This window comes from Pseudoalteromonas sp. NC201 (assembly GCF_002850255.1).
Taxonomy (GTDB): domain Bacteria; phylum Pseudomonadota; class Gammaproteobacteria; order Enterobacterales; family Alteromonadaceae; genus Pseudoalteromonas.
In genome coordinates this window covers 2194242-2220564 of record NZ_CP022522.1, presented here as the reverse complement: position 1 = coordinate 2220564, position 26323 = coordinate 2194242, and the positions used below count along the sequence as shown (strand labels likewise).

The 26323-nt window shown below is 43.6% G+C and carries 21 protein-coding genes; 12 read left to right on the top strand and 9 right to left on the bottom strand.

The genetic code is table 11. The annotated features are described in order from the left end of the window. Nucleotide 1 precedes the first annotated feature (1 nt). From PNC201_RS09315 to PNC201_RS09300, 4 genes are all read left to right on the top strand, one after another. Complete coding sequence (locus PNC201_RS09315; RefSeq protein WP_102056882.1) at nucleotides 2–1222, top strand: ABC transporter permease; 1221 nt, start codon at nucleotides 2–4, stop codon at nucleotides 1220–1222. 60 nt (nucleotides 1223–1282) lie between these two features. After that, nucleotides 1283–2602, top strand: a complete 1320-nt coding sequence (locus tag PNC201_RS09310; protein ID WP_102056881.1) for a sigma-54-dependent transcriptional regulator — start codon at nucleotides 1283–1285, stop codon at nucleotides 2600–2602. Beyond that, nucleotides 2599–3936: a sensor histidine kinase gene (locus PNC201_RS09305; protein ID WP_102056880.1), complete on the top strand. Its 1338-nt coding sequence runs from the start codon at nucleotides 2599–2601 to the stop codon at nucleotides 3934–3936. Before PNC201_RS09310 ends, PNC201_RS09305 begins: the two co-directional genes overlap by 4 nt. Nucleotides 3937–4427: 491 nt before the next feature. Continuing rightward, nucleotides 4428–4874, top strand: coding sequence for a hypothetical protein (locus PNC201_RS09300; RefSeq protein WP_102056879.1), 447 nt, complete (start codon nucleotides 4428–4430; stop codon nucleotides 4872–4874). A 52-nt stretch (nucleotides 4875–4926) separates the two neighbouring features. Here the strand turns inward: PNC201_RS09300 and PNC201_RS09295 are convergent, their stop codons facing one another. The 4 genes from PNC201_RS09295 to PNC201_RS09280 form a co-directional block, all read right to left on the bottom strand. Then, entirely contained in the window at nucleotides 4927–6375 is a 1449-nt protein-coding gene (locus PNC201_RS09295; RefSeq protein WP_102056878.1) for a catalase, read from the bottom strand. A 190-nt stretch (nucleotides 6376–6565) separates the two neighbouring features. Beyond that, nucleotides 6566–8284, bottom strand: a complete 1719-nt coding sequence (locus PNC201_RS09290; protein ID WP_102057867.1) for an AMP-binding protein — start codon at nucleotides 8282–8284, stop codon at nucleotides 6566–6568. 227 nt (nucleotides 8285–8511) lie between these two features. After that, nucleotides 8512–11685, bottom strand: coding sequence for an efflux RND transporter permease subunit (locus tag PNC201_RS09285; RefSeq protein ID WP_010604876.1), 3174 nt, complete (start codon nucleotides 11683–11685; stop codon nucleotides 8512–8514). A 4-nt stretch (nucleotides 11686–11689) separates the two neighbouring features. Next, entirely contained in the window at nucleotides 11690–12862 is a 1173-nt protein-coding gene (locus tag PNC201_RS09280) for an efflux RND transporter periplasmic adaptor subunit (protein ID WP_102056877.1), read from the bottom strand. Between the two features lie 418 nt (nucleotides 12863–13280). Here PNC201_RS09280 and PNC201_RS09275 point away from each other — a divergent pair, with 418 nt between their 5' ends. Then, nucleotides 13281–13883 carry a TetR/AcrR family transcriptional regulator gene (locus PNC201_RS09275; protein WP_010604874.1) on the top strand — a complete coding sequence of 201 codons (603 nt, stop codon included), beginning with the start codon at nucleotides 13281–13283 and terminating at the stop codon, nucleotides 13881–13883. Here the strand turns inward: PNC201_RS09275 and PNC201_RS09270 are convergent. The 4 genes from PNC201_RS09270 to PNC201_RS09255 all read right to left on the bottom strand — a co-directional run bounded on the left by PNC201_RS09270 (nucleotide 13867) and on the right by PNC201_RS09255 (nucleotide 18640). Continuing rightward, nucleotides 13867–15711, bottom strand: a complete 1845-nt coding sequence (locus PNC201_RS09270; protein ID WP_102056876.1) for an ABC transporter ATP-binding protein — start codon at nucleotides 15709–15711, stop codon at nucleotides 13867–13869. The genes PNC201_RS09275 and PNC201_RS09270 overlap by 17 nt on opposite strands. Before the next feature lie 89 nt (nucleotides 15712–15800). After that, nucleotides 15801–16988, bottom strand: a complete 1188-nt coding sequence (locus tag PNC201_RS09265; RefSeq protein WP_102056875.1) for a hypothetical protein — start codon at nucleotides 16986–16988, stop codon at nucleotides 15801–15803. A 178-nt stretch (nucleotides 16989–17166) separates the two neighbouring features. After that, the gene (locus PNC201_RS09260; RefSeq protein WP_010604871.1) at nucleotides 17167–17613 is read right to left on the bottom strand and encodes a DUF3010 family protein; all 447 of its coding nucleotides are present in this window, start codon (nucleotides 17611–17613) and stop codon (nucleotides 17167–17169) included. Nucleotides 17614–17647: 34 nt separating this feature from the next. Continuing rightward, entirely contained in the window at nucleotides 17648–18640 is a 993-nt protein-coding gene (locus PNC201_RS09255; protein WP_102056874.1) for an endonuclease/exonuclease/phosphatase family protein, read from the bottom strand. A gap of 229 nt (nucleotides 18641–18869) precedes the next feature. Here PNC201_RS09255 and thrS point away from each other — a divergent pair, with 229 nt between their 5' ends. The 4 genes from thrS (at nucleotide 18870) to rplT (ending at nucleotide 22158) form a co-directional block, all read left to right on the top strand. Then, nucleotides 18870–20780: a threonine--tRNA ligase gene (thrS, locus tag PNC201_RS09250; RefSeq protein ID WP_095729293.1), complete on the top strand. Its 1911-nt coding sequence runs from the start codon at nucleotides 18870–18872 to the stop codon at nucleotides 20778–20780. A gap of 56 nt (nucleotides 20781–20836) precedes the next feature. After that, nucleotides 20837–21400, top strand: a complete 564-nt coding sequence (gene infC, locus PNC201_RS09245; protein WP_095729294.1) for a translation initiation factor IF-3 — start codon at nucleotides 20837–20839, stop codon at nucleotides 21398–21400. Between the two features lie 181 nt (nucleotides 21401–21581). After that, nucleotides 21582–21782, top strand: a complete 201-nt coding sequence (gene rpmI / locus PNC201_RS09240; RefSeq protein WP_010604868.1) for a 50S ribosomal protein L35 — start codon at nucleotides 21582–21584, stop codon at nucleotides 21780–21782. 16 nt (nucleotides 21783–21798) lie between these two features. Beyond that, nucleotides 21799–22158, top strand: coding sequence for a 50S ribosomal protein L20 (rplT, locus tag PNC201_RS09235; protein WP_010376973.1), 360 nt, complete (start codon nucleotides 21799–21801; stop codon nucleotides 22156–22158). Between the two features lie 95 nt (nucleotides 22159–22253). On the opposite strand, the gene PNC201_RS09230 is transcribed toward rplT, so the two are convergent. Then, a complete protein-coding gene (locus tag PNC201_RS09230) occupies nucleotides 22254–23087 on the bottom strand; it encodes an SDR family oxidoreductase (protein ID WP_102056873.1) in 834 nt (277 codons plus the stop codon). Nucleotides 23088–23210: 123 nt separating this feature from the next. Between PNC201_RS09230 and PNC201_RS09225 the strand changes: the two genes are divergently transcribed. From PNC201_RS09225 to PNC201_RS09215, 3 genes are all read left to right on the top strand, one after another. After that, nucleotides 23211–25001 (top strand): M14 family metallopeptidase, encoded by a 1791-nt coding sequence (locus PNC201_RS09225; RefSeq protein ID WP_102056872.1) that lies wholly within the window; start codon nucleotides 23211–23213, stop codon nucleotides 24999–25001. A gap of 2 nt (nucleotides 25002–25003) precedes the next feature. After that, nucleotides 25004–25645, top strand: coding sequence for an MBL fold metallo-hydrolase (locus PNC201_RS09220; protein WP_102056871.1), 642 nt, complete (start codon nucleotides 25004–25006; stop codon nucleotides 25643–25645). A gap of 111 nt (nucleotides 25646–25756) precedes the next feature. Next, nucleotides 25757–26215 carry an Lrp/AsnC family transcriptional regulator gene (locus PNC201_RS09215; protein ID WP_010376979.1) on the top strand — a complete coding sequence of 153 codons (459 nt, stop codon included), beginning with the start codon at nucleotides 25757–25759 and terminating at the stop codon, nucleotides 26213–26215. Nucleotides 26216–26323 lie beyond the last annotated feature (108 nt).

Sequence of the window (26323 nt, the reverse complement as noted above, 5' to 3'; positions counted from 1 at the left end):
TATGGCGATTAAACATATTTTAAAACTGATCTTAAAACAAAAAAGTATTGCGCTGTTAATTATTCTACAAATCGCGATCACCGTGATGATTGTCAGCAATACCGCGTTTATCAGCTATGCAACGCTGCAAAACTGGCTAATTCCTTCAAAGTTGGAAGAGCAACAAATTCTCAATGTAACGACGCGTGTGTTTGATACCTCGGTAGACGTGCAGTCACTTATAGAAAAGGATATTCAAGCGATTGAAAATGTGCCTGGGGTCGTTGCCGCATCTTATGCTGGTAGAGAGCTGGTATTAAACAGCTTAGGCCCTGGATGGACTATTTTTAAAGATACCCAACCAGAAACGGATTACAGCGTGTTTGGCTACTTTGGCTTGGATGAAAAAGGGGTAGATGTACTTGGGCTTGAACTTGTTGAGGGGCGGAGATTTTATGCCAGCGAATTTATAAAAGGTGATGAGGCAAAAAAAAATGCAGGCGTTATTATGATAAGTGACGACCTTGCCACGTCTTTATTTGGTGGTGACTCTGCCCTTGGGCAGACGGTGTATATTTCAAGACAACGCATTCCACATCAAGTGATTGGTGTTTATAAAGGTAAAATGCTTGGGGAAGGCGCAACGTACAATCAACAACACTACAATTCAGGGGTTGTACCTGAGGTCATATGGGGTAACCGTCAACGGGCAAATTATTTAGTCAGGGTTGAAAAAGGTGTGTCTGAGCGAGTGCTAGAAGAAGTTGAAACGGCACTGTATCACACCAGCGGACGAATGGTTGAGCGAGTAGAGTTTGTTGCTAGGGCAAAAAAACGTTTGTGGGATGGCCGTAGCACCTTTGCACTCACCATGGCAGGTATAAGCATCATAGCATGCGTGGTCACCGCGCTTGGTATTGTCGCACTTGTCAGCTTTTCTGTTAGCCTAAGAAAGAAAGATCATGGTGTACTTCGTGCGTTAGGAGCATCTAAAGGCAAAGTGATGTGGTCTTTAATTAAAGAAAATACAATTTTAGTCTTTATCGGTTTAGTGCTAGGCTTTGGTCTCTCGATTTTGCTTTACTATTTTTTGATGAATAATGTTCGCGTGCAAAGTGTGGTAGAGATCCCGTTATTGGTTGGGGTCGCTATTTTTACTTGGCTTGTGAGTACATTGGCGGTGTACCTGCCTGCCAAAGAAGCTGCGAAAGTGTCGCCGGCACAAGTAACTAAATCGAGTTAATAATAAAAACAACAAAGCCCCGAAAGGGGCTAAATCTACAAATTAGGATCAAAAGCGTTCATGAGTGTATTGGTAATTGACGATAATCCGGATGTAATTCAAGCCATTAAAGTCCTTTTGTTACTCAATGATATTCCGTGTGAAGGTGTTACCTCTCCGCAGCTGGGCCTAGAGAAGGTTCGTAGCAAACAGTTCGACTTAGTTATTCAAGATATGAACTTTACCCGAGACACCACCAGCGGGGCAGAAGGTAAAGCCCTGTATAAAGCTATTCGAGATTTAGAGCCAGACTTACCCATCATCTTACTGACGGCTTGGACAAACCTTGAAATGGCAGTAGAGCTAATTAAAGATGGTGCTGCAGACTACTTAGCTAAACCTTGGAAAGATCATAAACTCGTCACCTCAGTGAAAAACTTGCTCGAAATGCGAGAACTACAAGAGCAAGTAAGTAGCGCTGCTAATCAGCGCAATGCCAGATTACAAAAGCTAAAAGCGCAATACGACCTGTGTGGTGTGGTGGTTGCCGATCCGGCCATGTTGAGCTTGCTTGAAATGGCGACTCAGGTTGCGCACTCCGACGCGCCAATTCTGATCACAGGACCAAACGGCGCTGGAAAAGAGAAAATTGCAGAAATTGTGCAAGCCAATAGCAGCTATAAACATAAACCCTTTATTAAAGTGAATGCGGGGGCCATTCCGGCGGACCTCATTGAGGCCGAGTTATTTGGGGTTGAAAGTGGTGCTTATACAGGCGCACAAAAATCGAGAGCTGGGCGCTTTGAAGCAGCCGATGGAGGCACCTTGTTTTTGGATGAAATCGGCAACTTGTCTTTGGCAGGTCAGCAAAAGTTACTAAGGGTTTTACAAAGTGGTGAGTTTGAACGCGTTGGCAGTACGGTAACAAAAAGGGTAAATGTTAGGGTGATCAGTGCCACCAACAGTAATTTACCCGAGGCTATTCGTGCGGGGACTTTTAGAGAAGACTTGTACTATCGTATCAATATGATTGAGCTTAAATTGCCGCCACTATCTGAGCGAAAAGAAGATATTGCCGTGTTAGTGGATCACTTTTTGCCTAGCAATAAGAGTTTGAGTAACGCAGCAATGAAGCAGTTAAAGCATCATACTTGGCCTGGAAATGTCAGGGAGCTTGAAAACACCATAGGTCGTGCTGTGTTGCTGAGCCCCAGGCAAGAAATTGAGTGTGAGCATTTAGCAATTCAAATACCACAACATGAAGAGCCGCTTGAATATACACAAGCAGATATCGAAGCTGCATTAGACAGCGCTGATGGCGTAGTCAGTAAAGCCGCAAGAAAGCTTGGATTAAGTCGGCAAGCACTATACCGGAGAATGGAGAAGTTTGGTTTAAAATGACGGTGTCTCTTCAAGCAGCGGTGTCTGCATGCTTATTTGTATCACTATTGGTGTTTGCGGCTATTCTATGGCTGGCAGCTTCATTTGCAATACCAATTACTCTGTCAATTCCGGTGGGGCTGCTTGTTGCAACGGTAGTAGGCGTTGTCGGTATCAGTTACTTTTTCTCTCGCCAACAACGGATCATAGATTGCTTAACGGACGGGATCCGCAGTTTTAAAGATCAAGACTTCTCAGTTCAAATTACACATTTTGAAAGCATAGAAATGTCTGATCTAATTTTGGAATATAATCGTTTATCGACGACACTAAAAAAACAGCGCCACGCTACTAGCCAAAGGGAGTTACTACTCGATACCATTTTGCAGGTGTCGCCGGTGTCGATTATATTACTCAATCAGTTTGATCAGGTTGTATATGCCAATGATAAAGCAGGAAAATTACTTAATAACAACAAGTCGTTAAGCGGCCTAGTACTGCATCATGCCATCGCGAATGCAGATCCTAAACTGCAAACCATTTTGCTACAAAAAGAATCTGGGTTTGTGACCTTTCAAGCCAATGATGAAAAGCAAAGCTATTACTTTTCAAGGCAAAGCATAACACTCAACCACCAGCCGCACGTGTTGCTTATGTGTCAAAATCTATCCAGCGAAATGAGCCGTCAAGAAGTGGGGCTTTGGAAAAACGCCATTCGGCTGATAAGTCATGAGCTTAATAATTCATTAGCACCCATTTCTTCGTTGACCAACTCGGCAAATACAATTGTAGAGCGCAGCGCCAAAGAGCAAAACCACGCCCTTATTCAACTATTGCCCGAAATGCTCTCGACGATTAACCGCCGCACGGAAAACCTCAGTGAATTTGTGGCTAAATATAGCGAATTTGCAAGATTACCAGCGCCAAATATTACAGAGCAACCCTTGCTGCCCTTACTTGATACCGTAAATAAGCTTTATGACTTTACTTTGCTGGCACCACTTCCTGTGGAGCGCGCTTTTTTTGATCCCATACAGGTAGAGCAGGTGATGATTAATTTGGTTAAAAACGCCCATGAGTCAGGATCTAAGATAGGTGAAATAGGCGTTAAACTGCTGGTTGATTATCAACGCCTGATAGTCGTGGTTGTTGATAGAGGTGTAGGAATGGAAGAAGAAAAACTAGCAAACGCGGTACTGCCATTCTTTTCTACTAAACCAAGTGGCACAGGGGTAGGATTGAGTATTTGCAATGAAGTCGCCATTGCCCACGGTGGACAACTTAAGCTATTTAATCGCGAAAAGGGCGGACTAATGGTGCAGTTTGATTTGCCCCTCGTCGCACCAAAAACATAGCGTCGTAATGACACTGACCCATATCTGGTAGGAGCGGGTTCACCCCGCGATCTTTTAGGTTGTAATACCGCACCCTATGCTACGGAAATCTTTGTCGTGGTAAATCAAGACCTACAAATAACATGCTTCATAGGTTTATCCTGTTGTCTTCATTTTTTGCTAAGCTCATATCTGGTAGGAGCGGGTTCACCCCGCGATCTTTTAGGTTGTAATGCCGCACCTTAAGCGGGGGAAATTTTTGTCGTGATAAATCACGACCTACAAATATCAAGCTTCATAGGTTTATCCTGTTAGCCTCACTTTCTGCTAAACCCATATCTAGTAGGAGCGGGTTCACCCCGCGATCTTTTTGGTTTTAATGCCGTACCTTAGGCCGCGGAAGTCTTTGTGCCCAGATAAATCACGACCTACAAATAATTCCTGTTGAGCGCATATCTATCGACAGGCAGCGGCAGAGCAGCGATACTCAAGCAAGTTGACAATATAGGGAAATAAACTTGAACACGAAAACTCAAACGACCAACCACTTTTTACTCTTCGCGGGTGTGTGTACAGCCATTGCGGCAGTGGCGCACATTGGCTGCATTATCTTTGGCGCGCCTTGGTATCGCTTTTTTGGTGCGGGCGAGGAAATGGCTACTATGGCCGAACAGGGGCTTATTTATCCGCACCTTATCACTGCCGTTATCGCTACGATTTTACTGCTCTGGTCATGCTATGCGTTTTCAGGGGCGAAACGGATCCGACAATTACCTTTGCTGAAAATCGCCCTGTGTGTGATCAGTGCAATCTTTTTAATAAGGGGAATTGGGTTTGTTTTTATCATGCCAACGATCCCTGATAACAGCATGACGTTTTGGCTGGTGAGTTCCTCCATTTGCTTGGTAATTGGAGGGGCTTACGCGCTTGGAGCCAAAAAGGCATGGTCACAAATCTAGCAGCTTTAAAAGCTAGCACTTCAGGTGCTAGCTTTTTGTTCAGATTAGGCAGTTAACCTTTTTCATTCAGTGCCGTTCTAACACCGGCTTCAAGTTCTTCGTGAACAGATTTAAATAACCCAAGTTGGCGTTCAATGATATATTCAGGTACACCCTCCATAGCGCGTGCTATGTTGCCGTACAAGCGCTGTTTTTGGGCATCATCAAATAGGCAATATAGGGCACGAGGCTGTGAAAAATCATCATTGTCTTTGCGGTGGTCGTATCTATCCGCCATTCCTTCAAGCTCAAGAGCAGGGCGTTTATACTCTGGGCTCTCTTTTGGGCCTCCCATCGAGTTAGGCTCGTAGTAAGCATCTTCGTTACCACCCGGCTCATTGTTAAAGAACCGCATTGCACCGTCTTTGTGGTAATGGTGCACTGGGCATTTTGGACGATTAACGGGTAATGCCTCATAATGCGTACCGAGTCGGTAGCGGTGAGCATCGGCATAGGAGAAAATGCGTGCTTGCAACATTTTATCCGGAGAAAACCCAATGCCAGACACCACGTTAGACGGACTAAATGCAGCTTGTTCTATCTCTGCAAAATAATTGTCTGGTACGCGATTTAATTCGAGTGTGCCAACATCGATGAGTGGAAAGTCGCCATGCGGCCAGACTTTGGTTAAATCAAACGGATTGTGTTGGAACTGTTTTGCTTGTGCTTCAGTCATCACCTGAATTTTCATATCCCATTTCGGATAATTTCCGCGCTCTATGGCCTCAAGCAAGTCCTCTTGAAAACTCTCTCTGCTTTCGCCAATTACTGATTTTGACTCTTCATCGGTATGATGCTGGTGGCCTTGTTGGGTTTTCATATGAAACTTCACCCAAACTCTTTGGTTTTCCTCGTTAATCAAACTAAAGGTGTGAGAGCCATAGCCATTCATATGTCTCACATCCGTTGGCAAGCCACGGTCAGACATTAAAATCAATACTTGATGCAGGCTTTCTGGCGACAGTGACCAAAAATCCCATTGCGCGGTGTTGGAACGCAGGTTGGTTTTTGGGTGGCGCTTTTGGGTATGAATAAAATCTGGGAATTTATACGGATCACGGACAAAAAATACGGGGGTATTATTACCAACTAAATCCCAATTTCCTTCATCAGTGTAAAACTTTATCGAGAAACCTCTTACGTCACGCTCCGCATCGGCAGCCCCTTTTTCGCCGGCTACCGTTGAGAAGCGCATCAGAATGTCGGTTTGCTTATCAACCTCAGCAAATAGTTTTGCCTTGGTATATCGGCTTATATCGTTTGTTACCGTAAATGTTCCAAACGCACCCCATCCTTTAGCATGCACGGTACGCTCTGGAATACGTTCTCTATTTTGATGCGCCAGTTTTTCGATTAACTGGTAATCTTCAACCAATAAGGGGCCTCTAGGACCTGCGGTAAGACTATTTTGATTATCGGCGATTGGATTACCAGCTGTGGTGGTTAATGGACACTTGGTCATTGCTCGTTTCCTTCATATAAAATTTAGAAACTAACAGCAAGAAATGAACCAAAGAAAAATTCAATTTAAACAATTAGTTGAGTAGTAGCTTAGCGGTGGTTGTGATTTTTACAGAGCAAAGTTTTCAAACGCGTTGTAAGAGCTACGTAAGTGGTGAGTTAGGATATTGCTCACCACTTACTCATCTTAGTTACTGAGATTCGGCAAATGCATCAAGCTCACTTTCCATTTGCTCTCGCATTTTGAACTTTTGTAGCTTGCCTGTGACTGTCATCGGATAATTTTCAACGAGCTTGATATGTTTTGGGACTTTGAAATAGGCGAGTTTATCTTTTAAAAATATACGAATATCCTCTTCCGAAATATAGTGTCCGGGCTTAAGTTGAACCCAAACACATACTTCCTCACCATATTTTTCGTCTTTGATCCCAAATACAGCGGCGTCTTGAATATCATGATGATGATAAAGCACTTCCTCAATTTCTCTGGGGTAAATATTCTCGCCACCGCGAATGATCATGTCTTTTATGCGGCCGACGATACTGACGAACCCTTCGTTGTCCATTACCCCTAAATCGCCAGAATGTAGCCAGCCATCGCTATCAATAGTTGCCGCCGTTTTTTCTGGGTCCTGCCAATAGCCTTTCATTACGCAATATCCTCGGGCACATACTTCACCAGGCGTACCAATTGGGGCAATATGTCCTAGCTCGTCAATAATTTTGACCTCGGTATGTGGCATAGCGCGACCAACAGTCTGCACGCGTTTCTCAACAGGCGAATCGATTTCGGTAATATTATTGATTGGGCTGCACTCGGTTTGCCCGTAACCAATTAGTACATCGGTCATATGCATTTGGGTTTGTACTTGGCGCATGACCTTTTCAGGGCAGGTAGAGCCTGCCATCACGCCAGTGCGCAGCGAAGATAGATCAAACTGTGTAAAGTCTGAGTGCTCTAATTGTGCGATAAACATTGTTGGTACACCGTGAAGCCCAGTGCACTTTTCTCGTTCAACAACTTCTAAGGTGACAAGCGGATCAAAGCTATCGTTAGGGAATACAGCGCACGCCCCTTTACTGATACAAACGAGATTACCGAGCACCATGCCAAAACAATGATAAAGCGGCACGGGAATACAAAGCTTGTCTTGCTCTGTGAGCTTCATGGCATTGGCGACGAGTAATCCGTTATTGAGGATATTACTGTGGGTGAGGGTGGCGCCTTTCGGGTTGCCTGTAGTACCTGAAGTGAATTGAATATTGATTGCGTCGCTGGCACTGAGGTTGGCTGCAATCGCATTTGCCTCAAGATAGTGGGCATCATTAGCTTTAGATAACAGGGTGCTGAAATTCATCAGGCCTGGTTCAATATCCTCGTCAATCAGCACAATCTGTTTGAGAGAGGGAAGGCGCTGTGAAGACAATTCGCCAAACATGCAGTCATAAGATTCTGGTGCCAGCTCTCTTATCATGTCAACGTAATGGCTATGTTTAAATGATTTCGCCATAACTAACATCTTACACTCAACGTTGTTTAGCACGTATTCAAGCTCGCTTGGACGATAAGCTGGGTTAATGCACACCATGATCGCGCCAATTTTAGCGGTTGCAAATTGCACTAGACTCCATTCAAGATTGTTTGGAGACCAAATCCCAACTCTATCCCCTGGTTGTATGCCTACAGCTAAAAGGCTTGCGGCAAGTTGATTTATTTTGGCGAGATACTCTCGATAATTTAAGCGAACAGATTGATGAGAGACAACAATGGCTTCTCTTTCTGGATAATTGTCGACAATATCTTCTAGGTATTGCCCTATGGTGAGTTGAGTAAGCGGTGCTACTTGGGGGCCTTTGAAGTAACTCTTTGTAAGTGCACTTGCATTTATTAATTGGCTCTCTGTTGTCATATCTTGTCCTTGCTGTTGATCTCTAGTTTTTATCATTATGCTTTATCAGTGATAACCTAATTGTCGACAAAATCAAGTGCATTTGGACGAAAAGCATGAAATTACGACTAATGGCTAGTGATAAAGTGTGTGATGGTGAGGTAGTGGAAAGGTCAAGAGTAGCTTTTTTGGGGTATAAAAAACGCCTGAAAATTCAGGCGTTTTGTGGTTTCACTTAAGGGATGTTATTAAGCTAATCCTTCATCTGTATCGACATGCTCATCTTTATGATGCTTCGCGATTTCATCTGAAAGTTCTTGCTTAGAACGCTTCTCTGACATCCGTCTTGCCATTAGCCAATAGAAGAATAGTGGCAAGAAGAATACTGCGAGGAAGGTAGCCGAGAGCATACCACCCATTACGCCAGTACCCACACTGTGTCTTGCTCCTGCGCCAGCTCCAGAACTCATCACCAGTGGAACTACACCAAGTATGAAAGCAAGTGAAGTCATGATAATAGGTCTAAAACGCAGTCTTGCCGCTTCAAGGGCTGCAGTTGCTGGACTCCATCCTTCTTGATACTTCATGAGTGCGTACTCGACAATAAGAATGGCATTTTTACTGGCAAGGCCAAGTAGGGTAACCAAACCGATTTGGAAGTAAACGTCGTTGGTTAGCCCAGCAATCCAGATTGAGACCAAGGCACCGAAAGTACCAAACGGTAGCGCTAACATAACCGAGAATGGCAATGACCAGCGCTCATAAAGTGCTGCGAGGATCAAAAATACCATGATCACGGCCATGCCGAGTGCAATACCGGTTGTGCCAGAGTTTTGCTTTTCTTGGAACGCGGAACCCGTCCACTCGTAAGTCATATCTGGTGGTAGCACTTTGTTGGCGATACGCTCAAACTCCGCGATAGCTTGACCTGAGCTGTAGCCAGGTGCTGCTTCGCCCATTAACTTAACTGCAGATAAGTTATTGTAACGATTCATGGTTTCCGGGCCGCGACTATACTCAACATCCGTAAATGCAGAAATTGGTACCATTTCGCCACGATTGTTTTTCACATAAATGCGGCCAACATCTTCCGGTGTCATTCTAAACTCGGCTTCAGCGGACATAATCACTTGCCATGCACGACCAAATTTATTGAAGTCGTTGACGTAGTAATTACCTAAATTGGCTGCAAGTGCGTTAAACGCAGAATTGATATTAACTCCCATGGCACGCGCTTGTTCACGATCCATATGCACTTTTAGCTGTGGTGCATCAGGACGCCATAGCGTTTGAATGCCTGTAAGGATAGGGCTCTTCTGCGCCTCGGCCATGATCATCTGCATGCCTTGCTTCAATTTAGCGGGATCAGAGCCGCCTTTATTTTGCAAGAAGACTTCAAATCCGCCTGTTGTACCCAAGCCGAAAATTGGCGGTGGGTTAAACGCCAGCACTAATGCTTCGTTAATATGCGCGGTTTTCATAAATAACTCACCAACAAGTTCCTTCGCCGACACATCGCGTTCATCCCAATGTGTTTGCGTCACGAACATAGTCGCCGCGCTATTTTTGAAGCCACCACCGATGAAGTCCATCCCCGTAAACGCCACGACGTTTTCGTTAGCTGGGTTTGACTTTGCAGCCGCTATCACTTCATCGGCCACTTTAGCAGTGCGCTCTAACGAAGAGCCATCAGGCAAGAACACCGCTATCATATAGTAACCTTGGTCTTCGTCTGGTACCAACGAGCTTGGTGTTTTTTGCCACAGGAATACCGTTGCACCAATCATCGCTACCATTAAGGTTAGGCCTACAAAACCACGGCGAACCATAAAGCTAACCGCGCCAACATAGCGTCCGGTCACACGATGGAACCAGTCATTGAACCACAAGAAAAACTTGGCATCTTGTTTGTGCTCGTGCTTAAGCAGCAATACACAAAGTGCAGGCGTCATTGTCAGTGCAACCACACCGGATAAACTTACAGAGATGGAGATTGTGATCGCAAATTGGCGGAATAGCTCGCCTGTTAACCCACCCAGAAAAGCGATAGGTACAAACACCGAACACAATACCAATACAATCGCGACTACGGGGCCGCTTACTTCCTGCATCGCTTTAACTGCTGCTTCTCTAGCCTGCAAGCCTTGCTCATGCATAATACGCTCGACATTCTCAAGTACTACAATGGCGTCATCTACCACGATACCAATCGATAACACCATGCCGAACAGCGTAAGCGTGTTAATCGAGTAACCGAGCATATAGAGACCTGCAAATGTACCAAGTAACGAGACCGGAACTGCAAGCGTTGGAATTAGCGTTGCACGCCAGTTTTGCAAGAACAGGTAAACCACTAAGAATACCAAAATCATTGCTTCACCAAGCGTTTTTAACACCTCGCGAATTGAGACTTCTACAAAGCGTGTGGTGTCGTAAGAGTTAACGTGGGCGAGGCCTGTAGGGAACTGAGGTTTGATCTGTTCAATTTCAGCCTCTACTGCTTTAGCCACGTCAAGCGCATTCGCGCCCGGTTGCAAGAATACACCGAGCAATACCGCTTCTTTACCGTTAATAGTACCTTGGAAGTTATAGTCTTTAGAACCAAGCTCTACGCGAGCAACATCCTTAAGGCGCAGTGTTGAGCCATCTGGGTTTGCTCGAACAATGATATTTTCGAACTCTTCAGCCGTCGATAAACGTCCTTTCGCGGTGACACTATAAACGAGCGATTGCGCGTCTTGAGATGTCGGTGTTGCACCAATACTACCCGCTGCATACTGAGAGTTTTGCTCTCTAATTGCACCCGCAATATCGTCTGCTGTGACTTGCAGTTGACTCATAATATCCGGGCGCAGCCAAATACGCATGGCATAGTCTTTAGCACCGAAGATCTGCACGTTCGTCGTACCAGGAATGCGTTTGACGCGGTCAAGGATATTCATGGTGACGTAGTTAGATGTCCAGAGACTTTCTCGAGTTCCATCTGGCGAATAGAACGCGTGTACTTGCAAGAAGTTAGAAGATGTCTTTTGAACCACAACGCCTTGGCGTCTAGTTTCTTCAGGGAGACGAGCTTCAACTTGCTTCACCCGGTTATTTACATCTACGGCAGCCTGATCAACATCCGTTCCAATCTCAAAAGTTACTGCAATAGTTGTTACGCCGGAGTTGGTACTGGTTGATGTCATGTACATCATGCCTTCAACACCCGTAATCGCGTTTTCGATAGGGGTTGCAACGGTTTGTTCTAATACATCCGCTGATGCACCAGGGTATACCGCACGTACCTCAACTTGAGGTGGCGCGATTTCGGGATACTGCGCAACAGGCAAACTGCGCATGGCAGCAAGGCCCGCAAGTACAATCACGATAGAGATAACAAAGGCAAAAATAGGCCTGTTTATGAAATATTTGGAGAACATCAGATTATTCTCCTTGCTCGCTCACAGACACTGGCATACCAGGGAAGAAGATCCTCGCCATGCCTTCAACGATGACAGGTTGACCTTCTTTTAAGCCTTCGCGAATAACCCACATATTCTCATTATTAAGCTTGACCCACTCACCAACTTTGACCGGTGCAGGCAGGGCTACGGTTGTGCCTTGTTCATTTTTGGTGGCAATGTATACAAATTTACCCGTGCCGTTGTCTAGTACCGCTCTTTGCGGAAGTACAATCGCGTTATTGCGTACCGCACCAGAGAGTTTAACTCGAACAAACTGACCCGGTCTTAACTCGCCATTTTCATTAGGAATACGAGCTTGTAACTCACTGGTACCCGTGAAGCGGTTTACCCGAACGTCGCTAAAGTTTACTTTACCGGCTTGTCCGTATAGTGAACCGTCTTGCAGAATAATCGTGGTATCAAATTCATTATGATCTGGTAATGACAATGAGCCATTTTCTACATCTTGGCGCATTGTTAGCTGCTCACGCTCTGAAAAGCCGAAGCGAGCACGAATGGTGCTAATGTCGGTAAGTTCAGTTAATAGTACACTCGGACCAGAAACATAACTGCCTTCTGACATCAGTTCACGACCAACAATACCAGAAACAGGTGCTTCAACCTTGGCGTATTCAAGGTCTAGCTTGGCTTCACTCAATGCGACTTTTGCAGATTCTAAATTCGCAACTGCAATATCGTAGGCCGATACTGAGTTATCAAAGTCGCGCTTTGATACTGAACGCTCGTTCTTCAAACGCTCAAGCCTTTCGCTCTCGCGCTTAGTTTGATCAACGTTTGCTTTTGCTGCCTGAAGTGCTGCCTGCGCTTTTTCTACCGCTAATTCAAAAGGTTTAAGCTCGATGGTGAATAATGAATGACCAGCTTTTACAAATTGACCTTCCTCAAAGTTGCGAGATTCGATGATCCCAGAAACTCGAGAACGAATTTCGACTTCTTTATCACCCGCGAGAGTGGCCGGAAGTTCGATATCGAAAGGCACTGATTGAGTAGTAACTTGTTGTACACTCACTTGCGCAGGTGGCATTGCATGGCCCCCTTGCTGTGGTGCTTCTGAACACGCTGACAAAGTGCCTAACGTGAGCATTAAAAAAGATAGGTGTTTAACACGACTGCGTATTGATGCTGGATACATGAACACTCCAATTCCTATATTATCATTTTATGCTGCCCCGGCTTTGACGGGGAACTACCTTGCAATTTGCCTTTAATAACGCACACTCAACTGGATGCAATCAGTCAAGTGAGTTCATTTCATACCTTAACCACACCAAAGTAAAGGCTATTTGTTCGACAATTAAACAAGTAAACGGTAGTGTATACTTAAAGAAATAAAAGGTAAACGGTTGCGTGTACTTTTCTTCAATTTAGGTATACGATCATGTGTACTTTTTATTAACGACTTTATTGATTAAAATAAAGGGAATGTTGATTTATTACGAAGAAGGCTTATCTCTGTATAGAGAGGTGATTCTCGGTATACAACTGACCATGTGAGTAGCAGCTATCAATGGCTCGCTTTTCCCACTATTAATTAAAGACAGAATAAGTAAATGACGCAACTTTCACCAAAACAGCAGTCAATTTTATGTGCAGCGATAGAAGAGTTCGCTCAAAAAGGCTTGCAGGCGACGACGATGGAGTCGATCAGTCAATCAGCGGAAGTATCAAAGCGCACGTTATACAAGCATTACTCGACCAAAGACGAGCTCTTTGATGCCGTTGTTGAGCTGTTAATTGAGCGAATTAAGCCGATAACTGCGATACAATTTATCCCAAACTATGACTTTTCAGTGCAACTGCAACATCTTGCGAAAAGCGCAATGACTTTGTTGAATGACGAGGATTATATGCGTTTGTCGCGTATTGTGATGATTGAATCGATGCGTAGCTTTGAGCAAGCACAGAATTTAAATGAAAAGTTTAGTCATTGTGAAGCCGCGATGATCCAATGGTTCGAAGATGCTGCGAATTCAGGGTGTCTTGGTAGTTTTGATGCGGACTTTGCCGCAGCGTACTTTTGGGGCGCACTGAAAAAGCTAGGCTATTGGGAACGCGCTATAAAATGGCAAGCTCCGCTTCCAGAAGCAGAGCTTGATATATTAGTTGAAAAGGCGGTCTCGCTATTTTGTAATGGCGTTACTCAACGCCAATAAATCCACCGGTTTGATGCGACCACAGTTTGGCGTAAATACCACCTAAAGCTAGCAAGGATTGATGGCTTCCTTCTTCTACTATCCGACCTTCATCCATAACGATTAGTCTGTCCATTTGTGCAATCGTGGATAACCTATGGGCAATCGCTATAACGGTTTTACCTTCCATCAGTGCATCTAAGCTCTCTTGGATAGCTTGCTCAACCTCAGAATCCAAGGCTGAAGTAGCTTCGTCTAAAATTAAAATTGGCGCATTTTTTAGTAATACACGGGCAATGGCGATACGTTGGCGTTGGCCACCTGATAGTTTCACACCGCGTTCACCTACTTGTGCGTCAAAGCCAGTATTACCGTGACTGTCTTCTAAGTCTTGGATAAAATCGTAAGCCTGCGCTTCTTTTGTTGCGGCTATTAATTCTTCCTCTGATGCATCAGGGCGACCATAAAGGATATTGTCGCGTACGCTGCGATGAAGCAGAGAAGTATCTTGCGTCACCATGGCGATATGACGTCTTAAGCTTTCCTGTTTTACTTTCGCAATATTTTGGCCATCTATTTCGATGCTGCCGCCGTCGGTATCGTAGAATCTCAGTAATAAGTTCACTAAGGTCGACTTCCCCGCACCTGAGCGGCCAACTACACCAATTTTCTCGCCGGGTTTGATATGTAGGTTCAGGTTGTCGATGACGTTATGTTGTCTCGCTGCATCTTTACGCTTATAAGCGAAGGTAGTGTTACAAAAGTCGATTTTTCCAGCTTTAAAATCTAACTGTGGCGCTGTTTGTTGGTCAACAATATCAAGCGGTCTTGAGAGTGTGTTCATGCCGTCTGCAACCGTACCAATATTTTCGAATAGACCGCTAATTTCCCACATTATCCATTGCGCCATACCATTTAGTCGTAAGGCTAAACCAACTGTAATTGCGATTGCACCAGCGGTTATCGCATTAAAAGACCATAAGTAGATGGAAAGTGCCGCGACGGAAAATACCAAAAGATAATTTAAGGCTTGAATACTAACGTTTAAGCTAGTTGCTAAGCGCATTTGCTTATATACAGGTTGAATAAACACATCCATGCTGTCTTTGGCATATTCTTCTTCTCGTTTGGTATAAGAGAAAAGCTTTACAGTTGAAATATTGGTGTAGCTATCAACTATCCTTCCCGTCATTTCTGAGCGCGCGTCAGCCTGCTCACTAGAAACGCGTTTTAGTTTAGGAACAAAATAGAATTGGAAACAGATATAGCAGCCAAGCCAAATAACCAGCGGGATCATCAAACGTATATCACTGCTTGCAACAAGCGCGAGCATTGCGGTGAAGTACACTAAAATATAAACCAGCACATCGAGTAGCTTCATGACCGATTCGCGCACGGCTAGGGCAGTTTGCATCACTTTAGTTGCAATACGTCCTGCAAACTCGTCTTGATAGAATGTCATAGACTGCTTTAGCAAGTAGCGGTGTGCCTGCCAGCGAATAGCCATTGGGTAATTACCCAATAAACTCTGATGTAAAATGGCGCTGTGAAAAAAGACTAACAGTGGCAGCGCCACTAACGTGATGACAGACATTCGAATTAACTCGGTTTGTTTAGCTTCAAATAGAGTTTGTGGTGTATAAGTGGAGAGCCAGTCAACTAAATCACCCATAAAGCCAAATAATGTTACTTCCAAAATTGCGAGGAGCGCAGCACTTAGCGACATAAATAACAAGGGTAATTCCATTCCCTTAGTATAGAAGCGACAGAAAGCCAACAAACCTTGTGGTGGCTGACCAACTTCTTGCTCGGGAAAGGGTTTGGTAAAGCGTTCAAATACTCGATACATGGATGATCCCTAAATTTGTTCAGAAGCTAGTCTACCTTGATAGTATGAAATGCGCGAGTCACAGATTGGTGCTCAATTTGCACGAATGATTATAGTTGTTTTTGGTTGAGTAGTTTTTGTGTAATGAGCTCACCAGTGACAGCATTATAGCTACTCAAAGTCAGTGGCGTAGAATAGTGCTTTAAATAGACCTGATCATGTGGTTTTTCTACTGTAATTTTATCGATTGGGACGAGTTTATTACCTTCCTCGACAAAAAATGACAGCTCTAAATAGCATGGAAACACCTTTTTACATACACCGAGTGATTGTTGTTGTAAGTCAAACGTTGAAGAGAGCCAACTTGGCCTATTATTGATTTTAGTGGTTTTGGGCCAAGTCACAGAAAGATCAAACCTTTGCGGGTCTGAAGAGTAGTGCTGAGATTGGCTTGCTACTCGTGCGAGGAGCAAAGGAGTATTGCCACTCACTGATTGAACCTCAGATAAGCGAACCTGATCAACGGTGAGTGGATTAATTTTCAATGTTTGCTTGAGTTCACTTGCCAGTTGGTTTTGTTCATCTAGTTGAGAAAATCCGAGGTGAACGAGTAATTTTGCATCGCGATTGTTATCAAATACCTTTTCTTTTATGTGTTTAGCCGCGGCTTTGGCTCTACCTTGTTGTGAGTCGTGATCGTAACTAATAATCTCGTAGCCAAGCGATTTGGCTTCAAATATCAAGCTAGCGTAAGTCGCCTCCATGGTGTAGATCCCATGCTCATATGTTGTAAAGCCGTGTTTATTGATTTGCTGCTCAACGCTTACCTGTGGGGTAAGCGCTTCTAATGCAAGATAGCGATAGCCTTGTTCATATAAAGGCTTCAACAGGGCAATCGTTAGCGCTCGGTGTTTAGCATTATGATACGCCTCGTTTACCATAGTGATACGCGTGTCAGCAGCCTTTTGCTCTATGATTTCTAGCGCAGGAACTAGCCGATAATCGTTTAGCAACATATCTGGGTTGATCACCCCAGAGGTGAGTTTTTCTGCTTCAAAATAATTGCCGACAATTGAATGATAAGTTGCTGCATATTGAATGTTTGCTGAGCTGCTATCTAAATGCCCTTTGACTGGAATTTGGCTTTCAAGTGACTGTGTGTTTTCAAACACACGTTTATCTGAGTTAACACCAAAGATTAAGGAAGCAGGGTTAGCGCTTGAATTTGCTAATGCTGTTACGGATATCAGCGAACATGCGCAAAAAATAACGGCTTTTCCATATTGTTGAGGTAACACCTAAATCCACTCCTTGCGGTTTATTACGGTTATATTAATAGCATAAAAGCGCGGAGGGCTGAATCAAATAAAAGCAAATTTTTTACAAGTATTTTATATTTGAATTATTTACAGGGGACATAAATGTGGAAGCAAATAAAAAGGCCAGTAGCTAAGTAACTGCTGGCCCTTGATATGATTATTCTTCTTTGCCGTATGTTTTACGAAGAATATAAACATAGGCATTGATGAAAGCTTGCTCTTGAAACTTTTTCAACCCAGTGTCTTCATAGTCAACAGGAATTGGGTTTCTTTTTAATTGCTCTTTTACTTCAGTGCCAGAAAGTAACTGCACGTCGACACCTGAAATTAACTGGATTGCAGCTTCCATTTTAAAACCAGCCGCACTACCTGCGAATTTGCCTTTGTGTGGGCGTTGACGAATGGCGATAGAATCTACGCCGTAATCTTCTACTAGTTTTGCAAAGTCGAATTGGAACTTGCGCATTTCATCAAGTTCTGTCCCTTGATTACTTAACGTAAAGCGTCGCTGACGAATGTCTCTGATATCAAAAACATCATCTTCTTTCGTTAGCATACAAAGCAGAGCTTCGCTGCCTGAAATTTCAACCCCAAGTGTTCTCATTTTCGTGTCCAGATTATGCAAAAATTGAATTATCTCACAGTGTTATTTCTATTGCTATCGCTGCATGGTCAGAATAGCAAATATCTTCGTCTATACGCTTCGGATCAAGGTGAGCATCGTAACTGTAGTAATGTAACGACTTCACCTTGGGCGTTTCTCGGTTGGGATTGAATTCTTTTGAACAAAGAATGTAATCAAGTACGTTACCTTCACCTTGATAGTAATGACTGGCTGGTTTTTCTTTATGGTTGTTGTCGGCGTAAAGAAAACTGTCGAACAACCCGACACTATCAAAGCCATTACTAGCAAGGACGGGTGGAAAGGCTTGCGTCATAAAAGATAATGCCGGGCTGTCTAACGCATCATTGAAGTCGCCCATCACTAACGTTGCAGCCTGTTTCTCCCTTTGTGTCTTTAATGCATCGTAATAAATGATGGAAGCTTCGAGTGAACGTGAGATCTGCGACTGCATCGTACCAACGGTTTCGTGAAGCAATGTAAGTAGCGGGTCATCTTGATTGGAATCTCCCAGCATGTGGGCCATTGAATGCACGCGTTGAGACTTGAAGTGGACGGCATAACACGCCAGTAACCCGAAGCCTGGAATGTCGAATTTACATTTTATCGGGGTGCGATTGAATTTAAATTGATGTTGATTATTAAGGTATTCGAGTAATTCGGGGCAGGGCTCTAACGGCGCAAAGGATTTAAATGGTAGTTTTGATGCGATAGCGACCACGGGTTTAAACAGTACCGACGGGTAGACGTGATCAGGACTTGGCGCATCTACAGTGGCAAAGTGGACAAGACCCAAGTCTTCGCACAGCATCTGTAAGCTATCAGGTGAGAAGACCTCTTGAAACACAATGACATCGGGGTTTATATGCTGAATGAGTCCCGTGATGAACTGAGTTTTGGTTTGCCACTGTGTTTCATTATAGTGCTCATGAAGTTGATAAAAAGAATAAGGCGGCGCTGCAAAATTTAGTAGATTAAAGGTTGCAAACCGATAACGCTTTTTGGCCACGAAGAATCCCAAAATAGTTTTTGTAAATTAATAGATTAATTTTAGCTCTAGGCTTGCACTTAGCCAAGTAACACGCGAGAATAGTGATTCTTATTCGAAAGTCCTCGGATGAGCCGCGATAATTCGCGCAAGACAATGCTTATTCGTAAAAGCGTTGATAGGCACACTTTAAAATTAATTAAATACATGTGATGCATTGTAGGTGTCACCACTGTAAATAGGATTTATCATGCCAGTTATTACTCTCCCTGACGGCAGTCAGCGTATTTTTGAAAACCCTGTCACTACTCTAGAAGTCGCTCAAGACATCGGTCCAGGCCTTGCGAAAGCAACGATTGCTGGCCGTGTAAATGGCGTTCGTGTTGACGCTTGTGACCTCATCGAAAATGATTCAGCACTTGAAATCATCACCGCAAAAGACGACGACGGTCTTGAAATTATTCGTCACTCGTGTGCGCACTTGATTGGTCACGCTGTAAAACAATTGTTCCCAGAAGCTAAAATGGCGATTGGTCCTACTATCGACAACGGTTTCTATTACGATGTTGACTTAGAGCATTCGCTTACTCAAGAGGACCTTGAAGCGATAGAAAAGCGTATGTTGGAGTTGGCAAAAACCGACTACGACGTAGTAAAGAAAAAGGTGAGCTGGCAAGAAGCGCGCGATGCATTTGCAGCACGCGGTGAAACCTATAAGATGGAAATCCTAGACGAGAATATCGCGAAAGATGACCGCCCAGGTTTATATCACCACGAAGAATATGTTGATATGTGTCGTGGTCCGCACGTACCAAATATGAAGTTCTGTCACCACTTCAAGATTATGAAAGTGGCGGGCGCATACTGGCGCGGCAACTCAGAAAACAAGATGTTACAGCGTATCTACGGTACAGCTTGGGCTGACAAAAAGCAGCTAAAGGCGTATCTTAAGCGTCTAGAAGAAGCTGAGAAGCGTGATCACCGTAAAATTGGTAAAGCACTCGATCTGTGGCATTGGCAAGAAGAAGCGCCAGGCATGGTATTTTGGCACAATGATGGCTGGAGCATTTATCGTGAGCTTGAAGATTTTGTTCGCGAAAAACTACGCGAATATCAGTACGAAGAAGTAAAAGGTCCGTTGATGATGGACCGTGGTTTGTGGGAAAAATCAGGCCACTGGGACAAGTATTCAGATGCCATGTTCACGACTGAGTCAGAGAAACGTGAGTATGCTATTAAGCCGATGAACTGCCCAGGTCACGTGCAGATCTTTAACCAAGGTCTAAAGTCATACCGTGATTTACCATTGCGTATGGCTGAGTTTGGTTGTTGTCACCGTAATGAACCATCTGGTGCACTACATGGTTTGATGCGTGTTCGTGGATTTACACAAGATGATGCGCACGTATTCTGCACAGAAGAACAGATCATGGACGAAGTATCAGCATGTATCAAAATGGTGTATGATACGTATTCAACTTTTGGCTTCGAAAAGATCGTTGTTAAATTATCGACGCGCCCTGAAAAACGTATCGGTGAAGATGAAATGTGGGACAAAGCAGAAGCTGCACTTGCAGATGCTTTGAAAGCCAATGACATCGAGTTTGAATATTTACCTGGGGAAGGTGCGTTTTACGGACCGAAGATTGAATTCACGCTATATGACTGTTTAGAGCGTGCATGGCAATGTGGTACAGTGCAATTAGACTTTGCACTACCTGGCCGTTTAGGGGCAACATATGTTGCGGAAAATAACGAGCGTAAAACCCCTGTAATGATCCACCGCGCAATTCTAGGCTCACTAGAGCGCTTTATTGGTATCCTAACGGAAGAATACGCTGGTCAATTCCCAACTTGGCTTGCACCAAAGCAAGTTGTGATCATGAATATCACGGACAAACAAGCCGATTATGTCCACGAAGTTGTACAAAAGTTGAATAAACTTGGAATAAGAGCTTGTGCCGACTTGAGAAATGAGAAGATTGGTTTTAAAATCCGCGAGCATACTTTAAAACGTATACCTTATTTACTAGTGGTGGGTGATAAAGAAGTCGAGCAACAAGAAGTTGCAGTAAGAACCCGTACTGGTGAAGATTTAGGTAAATTCTCGGTTGACGATTTCATCGCGAAAGTTAGCGAAGAGATTAAAAATCGACTATAAATATAAACTTGCGTGTACTTTACTTTTTCTGGTGCACGCATTTACTTTTGAATTTTTTGGAGGAACGTACCATTAGAGGCGGCAAAAAAGGGCAAAATAACGCTCAGAAAAATCGTATTAACGAAGAGATTACAGCGAAAGAAGTTCGCTTAATTGACGCTGAAGGCGAGCAAGCTGGCATTGTCTCAACAAGAGACGCACAAAACATGGCGGAAGAAGCCGGTCTAGATCTAGTTGAGATCAGTCCAAACGCTGAACCACCAGTTTGTAAAGTGATGGACTACGGTAAGTTCCTTTTTGAAAAAGCAAAAATCCAAAAAGAACAAAAGAAAAAGCAAAAGCAAATTCAGGTTAAGGAAGTTAAATTCCGTCCTGGTACTGATGTTGGTGATTACCAAGTTAAGCTACGTAGCCTTCGCAAGTTTCTTGAGGGTGGTGACAAAGCTAAAGTCACAATTCGCTTCCGTGGTCGTGAAATGGCGCACCAAGAAATTGGTATCGACCTGTTAAACCGTATCAAGACTGAGTTGGAAGATATCGCATCTGTTGAGTCTTTCCCGAAAAAAGTAGAAGGTCGTCAGATGATAATGATGATGGCGCCTATTGCTAAAAAGTCTTAATCTCGGCATAATACGCATCGAATTTAACGCAGGTCTCAAGTGCTAACGCCACCTGCGTTATCCGGTTTTAAAGTAAGGTATTGATCCTTCACCGGTTTTAGGTAGTAAGCTAGGCCTACAAGTGAGTTTATCTCCGCCTACTTACATTGTGTTAAAGCAATATCATTCGGAGTTATTGCAAATGGCTTATAAGCTAAAATCACACAGAGGTGCTGCTAAGCGCTTCAAAAAGACTGCTTCTGGCGGTTACAAGCGTAAACAGTCGCATCTTCGTCACATTCTGACTAAGAAATCTTCAAAGCGTAAATTACACCTTCGTGCTAAGTCTATGGTTCATAAGAATGACCTAGGCCTAATCGATCGTATGTTACCATTCGCTTAAATAGAGGATATCAGAAATGGCAAGAGTTAAACGCGGCGTAGTTGCACGTGCACGTCACAAAAAAGTATTAAAGCAAGCTAAAGGTTACTATGGAGCGCGTTCACGCGTTTACCGCGTAGCTTTCCAAGCGGTAACTAAAGCTGGTCAATATGCTTACCGTGACCGTCGTGCTAAGAAACGTACTTTCCGTCAACTATGGATTGCTCGTATCAACGCAGCTGCACGTCAAAATGGTCTTTCTTACAGCCGTTTCATCAATGGCCTTAAAAAGTCATCGATTGAAATTGATCGTAAGATCCTAGCTGATATCGCAGTATACGACCAAGTAGCTTTCGCAGCACTAGTTGCTAAAGCAAAAGATGGTCTAGCTGCTTAATAAGCGGAACTAGAATTAGTCTTAGGACTAAATCTGGTATTGAAAAGGAGCCTTTGGCTCCTTTTTTAGTTTTATATTCGTTATAAACTCTAACGTTAGCGGTTTTTTATTAAGATTTTATCCAGCATCTTACTGCTCAATATTCGTTTTAAGTATCCCATCAAATAGGTCGGAAACGTAACGTAATATCTTGGCTTTGCAGTCTTAGCACTCAGCGCGTGTTGCAGCACTTTATAAACAGCTTCTGGCCCCAAAGTGAATTTTTGCGGAGCTTCTTCTGAGCTTAATCGATTAAGCTGCGCCTGATATGCATCGTGATGTACGCTATTTTCGTGATCGATATTCGCTAAAAAGGCGTGTTTCGCGTTTTCTCTAAATTTAGACAAAATTGGACCTGGCTCTATTAGGCTAACTTGAATATTGCTACCTGAAAGCTCCATGCGTAGGGTATCGGTAAGTCCTTCAAGTGCAAATTTGCTCGCGTTATAGGCGCCGCGATATGGCAGTGCGACTAATCCAAGCACGGATGAGTTATGAACAATGCGGCCTGCGCCTTGCTTACGCATTTGCTCAACTGCGAGACAGGTGAGCGTATGCCAGCCAAAAAAATTAACTTCAAATTGTTGCCGTAACACGTCTGTAGGCAAGTCTTCTACCGCACCAGGTTGGCCGTAGGCTCCGTTATTGAATAAGGCGTCTAGCTGACCATTTGCGATTGTCAAAGCTTGGTTAAAGCCATCGTTTATACTTTGCTCACATGCTAAATCTAGCAGAATACATTGAATGTTTGTGCCTTCAAATTTATTCAAGTCTTTTGCATTTCTAACCGAAGCAATAACTTGATATCCTGCTTTTGACAATTGCACAGCGCAGTAATAACCAATCCCGCTAGAACAACCTGTGATTAAAATTGATTTTTGTACGCTCATTTGATCCCTAAAGTTATGGTTATCTGCGATTAACTGCAAATTTTTGTTGAATCACCGCACATTGTAAGCCGATATCTAAAATATTGATATAATTGGCAGATAAAAGCAGAGGAATAGAGAAATATGATGAGTTCCAGCATTATTATGCTTACTGCAATGCTAGGTATGAACGGTCATTTACCACCCTTGATGGAGTGGCAGGGCAAAAGCGAACAACTATTACAACAACAGGGCCCATTAACGACTGATTTTGAACTAAGCGGTGCGATAGATTCTCCTAATTACGCAGATACGATGGCATTTGTTGACCGCCTAGTGGCTGCCAATCCGACCCAATTTAAGCTAGAGACCATTGGGTTTAGCAATAGTAATCGCGCAATTAAGATGATTGTTGCAACGGAGCAGGGCGGTGATAAATCAAATGTTATTAATAATGGTAAGCCAACCATTTTAGTACAAGCTGGTATTCATGCCGGAGAAATTGACGGCAAAGATGCCATGTTTATGTTGCTTCGCGATGTTGCAACAGGTAAGCGCCGTGATATTTTGACGAAAGTGAATTTACTCTTTATCCCTATTCTCAACGTCGATGGGCATGAAAGGCGCAGTGAGTTTAACCGTATAAATCAACGCGGTCCGACTGTTATGGGCTTTAGGACCAATGCCAATAACTTAAATCTGAATCGTGATTACACTAAATTGGACACGCCAGGAGTCAAGGCGGTCATGCAGGTAATTAACGAATACAATCCGGATCTGTACATTGATATTCATGTAACGGATGGCGCAGACTACCAATACGATGTCACTTATGGTTTTAACCCGACTTTTGCAAGTGAGTCACCGGCAATAGCTGAGGTGTTAGAGAATCAGATTTCGCCACAAATTAATGCAGCGCTTGCTGCTCAAGGACATATTCCTGGTCCACTTGTGTTTGTGATGGATAAACGAGACTTTAAAAAAGGGCTGGCTGGATGGGTGGCAACGCCGCGATTTTCAAATGGTTGGGGAGATTTAAAGGGACTGCCGACTATACTGGTAGAAAATCACTCATTAAAACCCTATAAGCAGCGTGTACTGGGCACCTATGTGTTTATGGATGGCGTTATCAGTGGCCTCTCAAGCAATATTCAGGCATTACGAGAAGCGGTTCAAAAAGAGGCCGAATTCACACCTAAACAATTGGTAGTTGAACGCAGCTATGCAAAAGAGCCCGACTACATTCAATTTAAAGGCATCCAATACAAGCAGTTTGAAAGTGCATTGTCTGGTCATTTGGAAGCTAAGTACTTAGGCGAGCCACAAAACTATGAGAAGCTGCCAATTTATTGGCAGAAGGAAGTAAAAACAGCGGTGAATGTACCTGAGCAGTTTTACATTCCACCCGCATACCCTGAAGTGGTCGAAAAATTAAAACTGCATGGAATAACCGTTTCTACATTACCAGATGGAACGGTAGTGGAAAAAGTAAGTCAAGCTACAGTAAAAGACTACAAGTTCGATACTGCTCCTTTTGAAGGGCGCTTTAGAGTGAATGCGACTTTCGACATTAAGGAGCTCTCAGATAAGGTCGATCTCAGTGGGTGGTATAAAGTGGCAACGGCGCAAAAATCTGGAGAGCTGGTGACTCACTTACTACATCCAGAAGCGCCTGACTCATTTTTTGCTTGGGGGGAGTTCAATACTATCTTCCAACGTACAGAATATGTTGAAAATTATGCACTTGAACCTTTTGCACGAAAAATGCTAAAACAAAATCCAGCTATGGCATTAGCCTTTGATAAAAAAATACGTGAAGACAAGCAGTTTGCAAACGATCCAAAAGCGCGGATGGAGTGGCTTTATGCAAGAACGCCGTTTTATGATAAAGCGTATCTTAAATATCCTGTTTTGATGTCGTTTGGAGCAAACTAACCATGCAAGTGTTTACCATTCCAGTTACACCATTTATGCAAAATTGTCGTGTCATTGTGTGTCCAGAAACACAAGCCGCTGCAATTGTAGACCCAGGTGGTGAAGCGGAAAAAATTATTGCGCAGTTGAACACACAAGGGGTAGCGCCAAGCATGATTTTGCTTACCCACGCGCACCTTGATCATGTGGGAGCAAGTACAATATTAAGTGAGCATTTTAATATCGAGATTATCGGGCCTCATCAGAGCGACCAATTTTGGCTGGAAGCCTTGCCAATGCAATCACAGATGTTTGGTTTTCCTAATCATGAAGCTTTTTTACCATCTAAGTGGTTAAATGATGGGGATAAGGTTAAAGTGGGGAACCTCGCACTCGAAGTCAGACATTGTCCAGGGCATACTCCGGGGCATGTGGTTTTTTATGAACCAAGCTCAAAACAGGTCTTAGTAGGAGATGTGTTGTTTAAAGGCTCTGTTGGTCGTACTGACTTTCCAAAAGGCGATGCAGCCCAACTAAAACAGTCTATACAAGATAAGCTGTTTACTTTGCCTGATGAGGTCGTGGTGCATTCTGGCCATGGTGAAAATACCTCAATTGGCTTCGAAAAGGCGACAAATCCTTTTATGAGTGGCCGATTTGGTTAGATATAGTGGAAGTGGCATAGTAGTGATGTGCATTTTTTAATTTGCTATGCTTCAGGGAATAACAATCAGCATCGGTTAATAGACTGGTGTGCTAATTAAACTAGAATAGATATGTCATTAAACCAAGTAGATCGCCAGATACTGGCATTGTTACAGCAAGACGCAAGTCTTTCTACCGCTGAAATCGCTGATAAAGTAGGGCTATCTCAGTCACCTTGTTGGCGTCGCATCGCTAAATTAGAGCAAGACGGCTACATCAAAGGCAAAGTTGCATTGCTGGATGAGAAGAAACTCGGATTTGATATGTTGGTTTATGCGCATGTTAGGCTTTCAAACCATGGCCGCAACAACCTTGCCGAGTTTGAAAAATTGATCTTAAGTTATGACGAAGTGACAGAGTGCTACTCTATGGCAGGCACCATGGACTTTATGTTGCGTATCATTTCGAAAGGCATTGAAGGTTATGAGCAATTTGTTCGTGATAACTTACTTAATTTAGAGTTCGTCCAAGAAGTACATTCAAATGTTACAATGACTTGCGTTAAGCGCAGCACTTCCTTACCACTTTAATGCAATTTGTTGCCCTGCTTCGTTGGGTAGGGCTTCCCGTCATCTTTTCACCATTGTTCTATACTACAATACAGACCGCTTTATTAAGTTATGTATTGCAAGCGAGTT

Coding starts and splice junctions, on each gene's coding strand:
- PNC201_RS09315 (WP_102056882.1), top strand. CDS start 2: ATGGCGATTAAACATATTTTAAAACTGATCTTAAAACAAAAAAGTATT.
- PNC201_RS09310 (WP_102056881.1), top strand. CDS start 1,283: ATGAGTGTATTGGTAATTGACGATAATCCGGATGTAATTCAAGCCATT.
- PNC201_RS09305 (WP_102056880.1), top strand. CDS start 2,599: ATGACGGTGTCTCTTCAAGCAGCGGTGTCTGCATGCTTATTTGTATCA.
- PNC201_RS09295 (WP_102056878.1), bottom strand. CDS start 6,375: ATGACCAAGTGTCCATTAACCACCACAGCTGGTAATCCAATCGCCGAT.
- PNC201_RS09290 (WP_102057867.1), bottom strand. CDS start 8,284: ATGACAACAGAGAGCCAATTAATAAATGCAAGTGCACTTACAAAGAGT.
- PNC201_RS09285 (WP_010604876.1), bottom strand. CDS start 11,685: ATGTTCTCCAAATATTTCATAAACAGGCCTATTTTTGCCTTTGTTATC.
- PNC201_RS09280 (WP_102056877.1), bottom strand. CDS start 12,862: ATGTATCCAGCATCAATACGCAGTCGTGTTAAACACCTATCTTTTTTA.
- PNC201_RS09275 (WP_010604874.1), top strand. CDS start 13,281: ATGACGCAACTTTCACCAAAACAGCAGTCAATTTTATGTGCAGCGATA.
- PNC201_RS09270 (WP_102056876.1), bottom strand. CDS start 15,711: ATGTATCGAGTATTTGAACGCTTTACCAAACCCTTTCCCGAGCAAGAA.
- PNC201_RS09260 (WP_010604871.1), bottom strand. CDS start 17,613: ATGAGAACACTTGGGGTTGAAATTTCAGGCAGCGAAGCTCTGCTTTGT.
- thrS (WP_095729293.1), top strand. CDS start 18,870: ATGCCAGTTATTACTCTCCCTGACGGCAGTCAGCGTATTTTTGAAAAC.
- rpmI (WP_010604868.1), top strand. CDS start 21,582: ATGGCTTATAAGCTAAAATCACACAGAGGTGCTGCTAAGCGCTTCAAA.
- rplT (WP_010376973.1), top strand. CDS start 21,799: ATGGCAAGAGTTAAACGCGGCGTAGTTGCACGTGCACGTCACAAAAAA.
- PNC201_RS09230 (WP_102056873.1), bottom strand. CDS start 23,087: ATGAGCGTACAAAAATCAATTTTAATCACAGGTTGTTCTAGCGGGATT.
- PNC201_RS09225 (WP_102056872.1), top strand. CDS start 23,211: ATGATGAGTTCCAGCATTATTATGCTTACTGCAATGCTAGGTATGAAC.
- PNC201_RS09220 (WP_102056871.1), top strand. CDS start 25,004: ATGCAAGTGTTTACCATTCCAGTTACACCATTTATGCAAAATTGTCGT.
- PNC201_RS09215 (WP_010376979.1), top strand. CDS start 25,757: ATGTCATTAAACCAAGTAGATCGCCAGATACTGGCATTGTTACAGCAA.